The following is an 8,759-nucleotide window of genomic DNA, read 5'->3' on the forward strand; positions in this document are numbered from 1 at the left end:
CCATCATCCCTTCATCAATCTCCTTTTAGTGAGCTCAATCCTGGATTTAAGCCTTTCTGTGAGCCGGTAATCCGGGAATGTTAGGGCGTATTCTTCAAAAAGCGCCTCTATCTTAGCGATGCCCGATGGGTCTCCAGTTTTCTCCGCGAGCTCAAGGGCCTCTAAGAAAAGGCGCGCGCTTTCGCTGCCGCTCTCATCGCTCTCCAGCTTGGCCTTCAGCTCCAGGAGAACCGTCCTGAGGCCGAGCTCCGGGACGCTCTTCAGCATCTCGATGGCGCAGGCTTCAGGCGCCTCAATCCCCGCACACTCGAAGTAGAACCCCCTTCTGAATGCCTCAAGAACGGCCTCAACGTGCTCGCAGTCCCCGCCCTTCGGACAGGTGCAGATGGACGAACCGCCGGAGAGGTCTACCTCCTGAAAATAGGGATAGCCGTCCAGCACCTTTCCAAAGAGCCTGTCCCCTTTTTTAACGACCCAGAGAACCCTCCCTAAGGAGTACAGGAGTCCGCCGTCCATGGGCATCACGGAAAGGGTAAAAATCAGAGCTCAAGGCTGAGCTTCCTAACTATCGGATCCCTTGCCTCCTCGGGGCTGATCTCCTCTATCCCCTCGATCCAGATTTTGTTCCTTGGAACCCTGTGCTTGCTGCCGACCTCAGAGTAAACGAGCTCGGTGACGTCCTCTACCCTAAGTCCCCTGTACTCCTTTGTGAACCTCTCCTTCTTTCCGTTCCTCTCAAAGACGCCTTTAACGCGGAAGACCTTAACCTCCATCATCAACACCTCCGGTTCAGTCAAGGAAGCCCAAGGCCTCTTCGATCTTAACCATCTCGGGGCCCGTTGTCGGGTTCCCCACTACGACGCCGTTGGAGTTGGCGAGCATGCACGACCCGACGAATGGAACCCCCATGTTGGCGGTCCCGACGTAGATTTTAACCCCGAAGAGATCCCTCAGCCACTCGATCTCCTCGTCGGTGGCCTCCGGGTGGACTATGCCCCCCCTGTTCGTAACGACCCCCACACTGCCCACCGCGTGATAGTCGCCTATCATCCCCCTCTCGACCTCGACGCCTAAGATGCCTTCGAGCTCGTCCGCCTCCTCGCGGCTGAACTTAACGCTCACAAGGGCTGCCCGGTCGTTGCTGAGTATCAGGTTCCCGAGGGCGGTCAGCCTGCTCCTGAATGGTACCACCTCCATGTCGATGCCGAGCTCTTCAAGCGACCGCTTTATGCCCTCCAACTCGGTGTCCCAGATGTACCAGGGTACGATGATCGCGTTGGAATTGCCGGCGGCGAATATCCCGATTATGCGGGACTTCATCACGCTCGTCTCAACCGAGGGAACCTTCAGGACTTCCCGGATGACCGAGAGCTTTCTCTCTTCCAGGCCCTCCCTGATGAGCACTACTCTGTCCGTTGCGAGGCCGTATACGCCGAGGTATGGGGAATTCTCAAAATCGAGCCGTTCTATGTGCATCTCGTCACCTCATCGGTAAGAATCAAGCGAGGGAGACCTTCGCTATCCTCCTTCCCTCCTCCTCTTCAACGGTCACTTTGACGCGGAGCTTGTTTGGGGGCTTCTCTATTCCCCTCCCCCATATCTTCTCGTTTACGTCGGTTCCTATGATGATCTTATCAGCCTTGGCGTGCCTTCTTATCCACTCGCGGACGAAGTGGGCTGCCCTGGGGGCCCTCTTCCACCTCGGAACCCTCTTCTTTACCTTCCTTATCGGGATAACGAACACGACTTCCTGACCGACTTTTATGGGCATACTCACCACCTCACTCCTTGAGCTTGGTTCTCCTCCACATTCTCCGCTTCGGGTGCGTCATAACCTTCCTGTTGGTTCTGACTATAACCCAGACGGGAATGCGCCTGTTCTGCTTGTTGGCCTTCGCTAACCTGAGCTTCTTTGCGAGCGCCTTGTTCCTTGCCATGTTAACACCTCCTCAATCAGCAGGAATGCCTAAGGTTCCTTCCGCCACCCTTTTTTAAGCTTTTTCGTGGGGCGTATCAGTTGTCGTACAGCCCACTGCGCCCTCGAACCGGGCTTTGCGGAGACAGCCTATACCATGGAATGAGCCTACTGGGAGCCCTTGGCTCGTTTTCTGCCCGCTCTGCACCCTATTCCCCCGAATTGACTGTTATGGGAAAAAGGTGAAGGGGACTGCCCTCCCCCATTTCTCCCGCGGAGGATATGGAGGATCAGAATATCAGGGGAGCGCGGTACTCGCCCCAAACCTCCCTAAGGACATCGGTGACCTCTCCGAGCGTGGCTAAGTGGCGGTGGGCCTCGATGATGTAGGGAATAAGGTTCTCGTCCTCGGTTTCGGCGGCCTTCCTGAGCTTATCCAAGGCTTCCTCGACCTTCCTGCTATCGCGTTCGCTCCTCAGTTTCTTAAGACGCTCGATCTGCTTCTCCCTTATGCTCGGGTCGACCTTGAGTATGTCCACGTCCAGGGGCTCCTCTGCGACGAACTCGTTGACGCCGACGATGATGCGCTTCTTCTCCTCAACCTCCTTCTGGTACTTGTAAGCGGCGTCGGCTATCTCCTTCTGGATGTAGCCCCGCTCTATGGCGCGCATCATGCCCCCCATCTTCTGGATCTTCTCGATGTACTTCAAAGCCTCCTCGTAGATGTGATCTGTCAGCCACTCGATGTAGTAGCTCCCACCGAGGGGATCGACGGTGTCGGTGACGCCGCTCTCGTAGGCGATGATCTGCTGCGTCCTCAGGGCTATCCTGACGCTCTTCTCCGTCGGGAGGCTCAGCGCCTCGTCATAGCTGTTTGTGTGCAGGCTCTGGGTTCCACCGAGAACTGCCGCGAGGGCCTGGATTGCAACGCGGACTATGTTGTTCTCCGGCTGCTGGGCCGTAAGCGTTGAGCCGGCGGTCTGGGTGTGGAAGCGGAGGAGCATCGAGCGCGGGTTCTTGGCGTTGAACCACTCCCTCATTATGTAGGCCCAGAGCCTTCTCGCGGCCCTGAACTTGGCTATTTCCTCCAGGAAGTTGTTGTGGGCGTTAAAGAAGAAGCTGAGCCTCGGGGCGAACTTGTCGACGTCCATTCCTCTCTCTATGACAGCCCTGACGTACTCTATCCCGTCCGCTAAGGTGAATGCAACTTCTTGAACGGCGTTGGCACCGGCCTCGCGGATGTGGTAGCCGCTTATGCTTATCGAGTTCCACTTGGGGACGTTCTCGGCGCAGTACATGATTATGTCGGTGGTAAGCCTCATGCTCGGCCCGGGGGGGAATATGTAGGTGCCCCTGGCTATGTACTCCTTGAGGATGTCGTTTTGAACCGTACCGCGGAGCTTCTCGGGGGTAACTCCCTGCTCCTCGGCGACGAGGATGTACATGGCGAGCAGGTTTGCCGCCGTGGAGTTGATGGTCATTGAGGTGGAAACCTTGTCGAGCGGAATACCGTCGAAGAGGATTTTCATATCCCAGAGCGAATCTATTGCAACGCCGACCTTGCCGACCTCTCCCTCCGCCATCGGGTGGTCGGAGTCGTAGCCTATCTGGGTGGGCAGATCAAAGGCGACGCTCAGTCCCGTCTGCCCCTGGCTGAGGAGGTACTTGTAGCGTCTGTTGCTCTCTTCAGCGGTCCCGAAGCCCGCGTACTGCCTCATCGTCCAGAACCTTCCCCTGTACATGGTCGCGTAAACTCCCCTCGTAAATGGGTACTCACCGGGGAAGCCGAGCTTCTCAAGGTAGTCCCAGTCCTCACCGAGGTCAGCGGGGGTGTAAATGCGCTTTATCTCGAAGCCGTCGTCAGTCATGAACTTCTCCTTTCTCTCCGGGCGCCTCTCTATGAACTTCTTAACGGTGGTCTCATCCCAGCGCCTCTCCTCCTCCCTGATCTTCGCGAGCTTTTCCCTATCAAAGGTCACAACCATCACCTCTCTCTATTTGGGCCCCGAACTATAAAAAGCTTTTACATAATGAAAGGTCGGGTTTGATGTTGGATAAATTGTCCATCAGTCCGGAAAGTCGCGCCTCACGAGGATGGCCCACGCAGGAAAGAGCAACACGGGGATCAAAACGGAGAGGGCGATGGCAGAATGGGATGGAACCCCCCTGAAGCGGGAGAGGTCAATCCTATCGAAACCGGCCTTGAGGAGGACTGCCGTCTGATAGGGGAGTGTGTAGCGTTCAGCATTCTGGAGGTAGGGTATCTGTGGGACGAGGAACTGGAAGATGAAGGCTACTCCAAACGTCGTTAGCGAAGCATAGAGCGGCCTGTTGATCAAGACGGAGACGAGCATCGAGAGCGCCCCGAGAAGCCCCAATATAAGGACGCTTACACCGAGGACGATGAGCAGATCGGGGAGGTCCCTCCAGAGACCGCTGAGGCCGGTTTTGTAGACAAGAGGGTTGTAAAGCCAGATAACTGTGTAGGGGACGCCGAAGAGGAGTGTGAGGACTGAGATGCCGGCCAGGAATTTTGCGGCTATGAGCGTGCTCAGCCTGAGAGGTTTCGCCAAGAGCAGTCTTATAGTTCCCCTCTCCACCTCGCTCGCAAGGAGGTCGCACATTATGATTATTGCTATGAGCTGGCCTATTATCCCAAGCCAGTAGTTGGAGAGCAGGTCGAGCATTAGGGCCTCAAAGGACTTCAGCATCGGACCGATGCCTTCACCGGAGGGACTCGGGTTCAGGAGGTATATGAGCGACGGGAAGAAGGTCACGGCAAAGAGAATCTTGAACCTCTTAGATCGGAGGAGCCTCCTCGAGTCGCTTTCGAACACCACCCAGAGGCCCGTTTCAAAGGGAGACTTCATTCCTCCCACCCCACGTTGAAGCGCTCCATCAGGATCCTCTCCAGCGGACTTGTGTGGGGCTTGAAGAGTCTGAGGGCGAGCTTTTCAGCAGCTATAAACGCGGGGACTTCAAAGAAGAACCGCTCCAAGAACCTCTCGTCGAGCTTAACCCGCAGAACGCCCTCCTCTTCCCACGCTTCCCTGACGTAAACCTTGTCCCGGAGAAAGGCCAAGAGCTTTTCGTTGTCCGAAACAAGTACATCGTAGTCAGTGCTCTCGATCTTGGCCAAATCTCTCATCCTGCCCTGCTCAACGAGCTGACCGTCCTTTATCAAGCCAACGTAGTTGCACGTCCTCTCGACCTCGCTCACTATGTGGGAGCTCATGAACACCGTCTTGCCCTCCTTGGCGAGCTCAAGGATCTTCCCAATGAACTCTATCCTACCGAGGGGGTCGAGGTTGCTGGTTGGCTCGTCTAAGATGAGAAGCTCTGGATCACCGAGGAGGGAGGCGGCGAATATGGTTCTCTGCCTCTGCCCGCTTGAAAGCTCCCTAATTCTGTTGAACGCGAGCCTTCCAACACCCGTGTAAGCCATGAGGCTCCTCGCCTGCTTTACTGCCTCCGCCTTCGGAAGCCCGAGGAGGCGCCCCATGTAGGTAAGAAACTCGAAGATGGTCATGTCCTCGTAGGCTATTGGCTTCTCCGGCATGTAGCCGACTCTTCCCATGATCCCAATCCTCTCGCGCGGCATCTCCATGTCAAAGATTTTTATCTCGCCGTAGGTGGGTTTCAACGCACCGGTGAGCATTTTTATGGTGGTGGTCTTTCCAGCTCCATTTGGTCCAAGTAAGCCGTAGACGGCCCCCTTGGGAACCCTAAGATCGAGGTGGTAAACGACGTTTCTCCTGCCGAAGAATTTCGTTAGTTCCCGGGTCTTCATAATGTAGGTTCCCATCTTAACACCAAGAGGTCTATCGAAACGCTGGTAATTAAGGGTTTCGGGGATAACTTATTATCCACCATGAAAAATCCCCTGTGATGATAATAGGAAACGTAGGTCTCGACAGCTCCTCAAGGGTTGCATTCCAAAGCCACGCCCACGCCGATCATTTCGTTAGTGGAGAAACAATATTCGCGACCAAGGCGACGAAGTTCCTCAGTCACCTGAGAAAGGGCGGTTTCTACAGAACAGTCGAGTTTGGGGAGGAGTTTTACATCGGGGACTTCAGGGCGAGGCTCTATCCAGCCGGCCACATGCTCGGCTCCTCCGGAATAAAGCTCTGGCTTGAGAACGGAACGCTCTTCTACACGGGCGACACGAAGTGGTTCAAGCTCAGGACTGCTGAGAAGAGCAGGTTCCCAAGGGCGGACTTCCTGGTGATCGAGGCGACCTTTGGGATCCCGAGCTTTACCTTTCCATCCCCGCGGGAAGCCGAGAAGAAGCTCATTGCCTTCGTCGAGGAGGCCCTCGATAGGGGGAAGAGGCCCGTCCTCTACGTCAACCAGACGGGGAAGGCCCAGGAGGTCATGAAGGTACTCGACGTCCACGGCTACACAGTTAAGCCGAGCGGAAGGATGCTGAAGGTCGCGAGGGTCTACTCCAAGTTCGGGATCGATTTCGGGAACATCTCAAGGAACGGCGACGTTGTCCTGCGCTCCTACCGCTCGCCGGAGGTGGGGAACTCGCTCTCACCCTGGGAGCTGACAGTTTCTGGCTTCGGGGAGCTCAAGCTCAGCAACCACGCCGACTTCTGGGAGCTTATGAAAATAGTCGAGAGGGTTAGGCCCGAGAGGGTGTTCACGGTCTACGGTTTTGCAAGGGAGTTCGCAAGGGCACTGAGGGGATTAGGATACGAGGCCACTGCCATTTCGCCAAACAGCGTGCTGAGGTTACCCTGAAGAGTGTCGAAAATATTGCTGAAATCTAAGTCTATTCTCGTAAAATTTTCAAAATATCTTGGGAAAACCTAATAAACATCGAGAGAGTAGTGTGGAGTTGGAGCCCTCCCGGAGCACTAAAGGAAGGGCGGTGCCCAACCGCAGCGGTAGGGAGGTGATAGCCGGGGGTGGTGCAATGGAAACCCTCAGGAGAAGACCGAAGTGGGTTACCGGACTCAGGCCAAAGCTGGAGGAGGTGATGGCCGGAGGAAGAAAGGGGATCCTCATAGGACGGGCTAAAATCCTCCGGGATATGGTGCAGGTGACTAAAGTCAGCGTTGTGAAGGCCAGCGTTAAGAGGCCGAGTGTTGACGTCGAGGGGAACCTCGTCGAGTTCGCGTACCCCCTGAAGGGCACCGAGAGCGTTGACGACGTCTACTACGGCCTGATGAAGGTTTTGAGCAATGTTTAACCTTTTTCTTTGCGTTTTTTCTGCGTTCTGAGCGCCCTTTGCAGTGCTTTTAAAGATCCCCTGATGTACATTTTATGACACAAAGATTTTTAAGCTCCTCTGTTTTAATAACTATTGGTAACCAAAAGGGGGTGAGAGCATGGTCTGGAGGAGGGACCGCTACTGGGACCCCTTTGACCTGATGAGGGAGATTCAGGATGAGATCGACGCCATATTCAGAGACGTAATGCGCGGGCCGAGGCTCTGGAGCTGGCATGGCCCAGGAGAGCGCTTTGAAACTGCAGGGAACTGGAGGGAGCCCTTTGCAGACATCTTCGACCGCGGCGACAGGTTCGTCATAACCGTCGAGCTCCCCGGAGTCCGCAAGGAGGACATCAAGCTCCGCGTCACTGAGGACACGGTCTACATAGAGGCCCAGATAAGGCGCGAGAAGGAGCTTGAGGAGGAGGGGGCTCTGAGGATCGAGCGCTACTACAGCGGCTACCGCAGGGTCATCCAGCTTCCGGAGGCGGTCGTTCCAGAGAAGGCCAAGGCCCGCTACAACAACGGCGTCCTCGAAATCGAGCTCCCGAAGAAGAACCCCTCAAAGCCCGAGAAGGAGGGTTTTGAGGTCAAGATTGAGTGATCTGCCCTCTTTTTTAATTTCCCGAGGGGTTGGCTTCAATTACGGTAACCGATCACGAAAAGTTTGGAGGTGGTGAGGAATGAGTGAGAAGAGGGAGATTAAACTTAAGGTCGCTTCCGCTTACCAGCGCGACGTTGGTAGGGGAATAGTTAGGATCGACAGGAGGGCGATGCGCGAGATAGGCGTCCAGACAGGGGATATAGTTGAGATCATAGGCACCAAGAACACGGCCGCTGTCGTCTGGCCGGCCTACCCGGAGGACGAGGGACTGGGCATAATACGGATGGACGGGACCATAAGGAAGAACGCCGGTGTTAGCCTCGGAGACGAGGTGACCCTGAGGAAGGCCGAGGTTAAGGAGGCCAGGAGGGTCATCGTTGCACCCACAGAGCCGATACGCTTTGGAGGAGATTTCGTCGAGTGGCTCCACAACAGGCTCGTCGGAAGGCCCGTGGTCAGGGGGGACTACGTCAAGGTCGGCATACTCGGCCAGGAGCTGACCTTCGTGGTAACCGCGACCACTCCGGCTGGCATAGTCCAGATAACCGACTTCACAGACTTCCAGATAAGCGAGAAGCCAGTTAAAGAGGTAGCCAAGACAACCGCCCTTGGCGTCACCTACGAGGACATAGGCGGCCTAAAGGACGTCATCCAGAAGATAAGGGAGATGATTGAGCTCCCGCTCAAACATCCGGAGATATTCGAGAAGCTCGGCATAGAACCGCCGAAGGGAGTCCTCCTCTACGGCCCGCCCGGAACAGGTAAGACCCTACTCGCGAAGGCGGTCGCGAACGAGGCAAACGCGCACTTCATAGCCATAAACGGACCCGAGATAATGAGCAAGTTCTACGGGGAGAGCGAAGAACGCCTGAGGGAGGTCTTCAAAGAGGCAGAGGAGAACGCGCCGAGCATAATCTTCATTGACGAGATAGACGCGATAGCCCCCAAGAGGGAGGAGGTTGTGGGGGAGGTCGAGAAGCGCGTCGTCTCGCAACTGCTCACCCTGATGGACGGCCTCA

The 8,759-nt window shown here is 55.9% G+C and carries 12 protein-coding genes; 4 read left to right on the forward strand and 8 right to left on the reverse strand.

The window, feature by feature from the left end; genetic code table 11:
* Window positions 1–3 precede the first annotated feature (3 nt).
* The 8 genes from MVB78_RS03360 to MVB78_RS03395 form a co-directional block, all read right to left on the reverse strand.
* Complete coding sequence (locus tag MVB78_RS03360) at window positions 4–522, reverse strand: SWIM zinc finger family protein (RefSeq protein WP_366940199.1); 519 nt, start codon at window positions 520–522, stop codon at window positions 4–6.
* Between the two features lie 17 nt (window positions 523–539).
* Window positions 540–773: a 50S ribosomal protein L18Ae gene (gene rpl18a, locus MVB78_RS03365; protein ID WP_297487849.1), complete on the reverse strand. Its 234-nt coding sequence runs from the start codon at window positions 771–773 to the stop codon at window positions 540–542.
* Window positions 774–789: 16 nt separating this feature from the next.
* On the reverse strand, window positions 790–1,476 hold the full coding sequence (locus MVB78_RS03370; RefSeq protein ID WP_297487813.1) for a translation initiation factor IF-6: 687 nt from the start codon (window positions 1,474–1,476) through the stop codon (window positions 790–792).
* Between the two features lie 22 nt (window positions 1,477–1,498).
* Window positions 1,499–1,771 carry a 50S ribosomal protein L31e gene (locus MVB78_RS03375; RefSeq protein ID WP_297487851.1) on the reverse strand — a complete coding sequence of 91 codons (273 nt, stop codon included), beginning with the start codon at window positions 1,769–1,771 and terminating at the stop codon, window positions 1,499–1,501.
* Window positions 1,772–1,781: 10 nt separating this feature from the next.
* Entirely contained in the window at window positions 1,782–1,937 is a 156-nt protein-coding gene (locus tag MVB78_RS03380; RefSeq protein WP_297487815.1) for a 50S ribosomal protein L39e, read from the reverse strand.
* A 268-nt stretch (window positions 1,938–2,205) separates the two neighbouring features.
* A complete protein-coding gene (locus tag MVB78_RS03385; RefSeq protein WP_367270989.1) occupies window positions 2,206–3,894 on the reverse strand; it encodes a methylmalonyl-CoA mutase in 1,689 nt (562 codons plus the stop codon).
* Window positions 3,895–3,981: 87 nt separating this feature from the next.
* Window positions 3,982–4,785, reverse strand: coding sequence for an ABC transporter permease (locus MVB78_RS03390; RefSeq protein ID WP_297487817.1), 804 nt, complete (start codon window positions 4,783–4,785; stop codon window positions 3,982–3,984).
* Entirely contained in the window at window positions 4,782–5,720 is a 939-nt protein-coding gene (locus tag MVB78_RS03395) for an ABC transporter ATP-binding protein (RefSeq protein WP_297487819.1), read from the reverse strand. Before MVB78_RS03395 ends, MVB78_RS03390 begins: the two co-directional genes overlap by 4 nt.
* Before the next feature lie 83 nt (window positions 5,721–5,803).
* On the opposite strand from MVB78_RS03395, the gene MVB78_RS03400 reads away from it, so the two are divergent.
* From MVB78_RS03400 to MVB78_RS03415, 4 genes are all read left to right on the forward strand, one after another.
* Window positions 5,804–6,664, forward strand: coding sequence for an MBL fold metallo-hydrolase (locus tag MVB78_RS03400; RefSeq protein WP_297487821.1), 861 nt, complete (start codon window positions 5,804–5,806; stop codon window positions 6,662–6,664).
* A 97-nt stretch (window positions 6,665–6,761) separates the two neighbouring features.
* On the forward strand, window positions 6,762–7,115 hold the full coding sequence (locus MVB78_RS03405) for a hypothetical protein (protein ID WP_297487823.1): 354 nt from the start codon (window positions 6,762–6,764) through the stop codon (window positions 7,113–7,115).
* Window positions 7,116–7,254: 139 nt separating this feature from the next.
* On the forward strand, window positions 7,255–7,740 hold the full coding sequence (locus tag MVB78_RS03410) for an Hsp20/alpha crystallin family protein (RefSeq protein WP_297487826.1): 486 nt from the start codon (window positions 7,255–7,257) through the stop codon (window positions 7,738–7,740).
* A 79-nt stretch (window positions 7,741–7,819) separates the two neighbouring features.
* Window positions 7,820–8,759, forward strand: a 940-nt coding sequence (locus tag MVB78_RS03415) for an AAA family ATPase (protein ID WP_297487828.1), incomplete at its 3' end; no start/stop codon positions are given.

It is taken from the genome of Thermococcus sp., from assembly GCF_026991495.1.
Lineage (GTDB): Archaea > Methanobacteriota_B > Thermococci > Thermococcales > Thermococcaceae > Thermococcus.

Excerpts from the sequence above, each read along its gene's own strand:
- MVB78_RS03360 (WP_366940199.1), bottom strand. The coding sequence starts at position 522 with ATGCCCATGGACGGCGGACTCCTGTACTCCTTAGGGAGGGTTCTCTGG.
- rpl18a (WP_297487849.1), bottom strand. The coding sequence starts at position 773 with ATGGAGGTTAAGGTCTTCCGCGTTAAAGGCGTCTTTGAGAGGAACGGA.
- MVB78_RS03370 (WP_297487813.1), bottom strand. The coding sequence starts at position 1,476 with ATGCACATAGAACGGCTCGATTTTGAGAATTCCCCATACCTCGGCGTA.
- MVB78_RS03375 (WP_297487851.1), bottom strand. The coding sequence starts at position 1,771 with ATGCCCATAAAAGTCGGTCAGGAAGTCGTGTTCGTTATCCCGATAAGG.
- MVB78_RS03380 (WP_297487815.1), bottom strand. The coding sequence starts at position 1,937 with ATGGCAAGGAACAAGGCGCTCGCAAAGAAGCTCAGGTTAGCGAAGGCC.
- MVB78_RS03390 (WP_297487817.1), bottom strand. The coding sequence starts at position 4,785 with ATGAAGTCTCCCTTTGAAACGGGCCTCTGGGTGGTGTTCGAAAGCGAC.
- MVB78_RS03395 (WP_297487819.1), bottom strand. The coding sequence starts at position 5,720 with ATGGGAACCTACATTATGAAGACCCGGGAACTAACGAAATTCTTCGGC.
- MVB78_RS03400 (WP_297487821.1), top strand. The coding sequence starts at position 5,804 with ATGATAATAGGAAACGTAGGTCTCGACAGCTCCTCAAGGGTTGCATTC.
- MVB78_RS03410 (WP_297487826.1), top strand. The coding sequence starts at position 7,255 with ATGGTCTGGAGGAGGGACCGCTACTGGGACCCCTTTGACCTGATGAGG.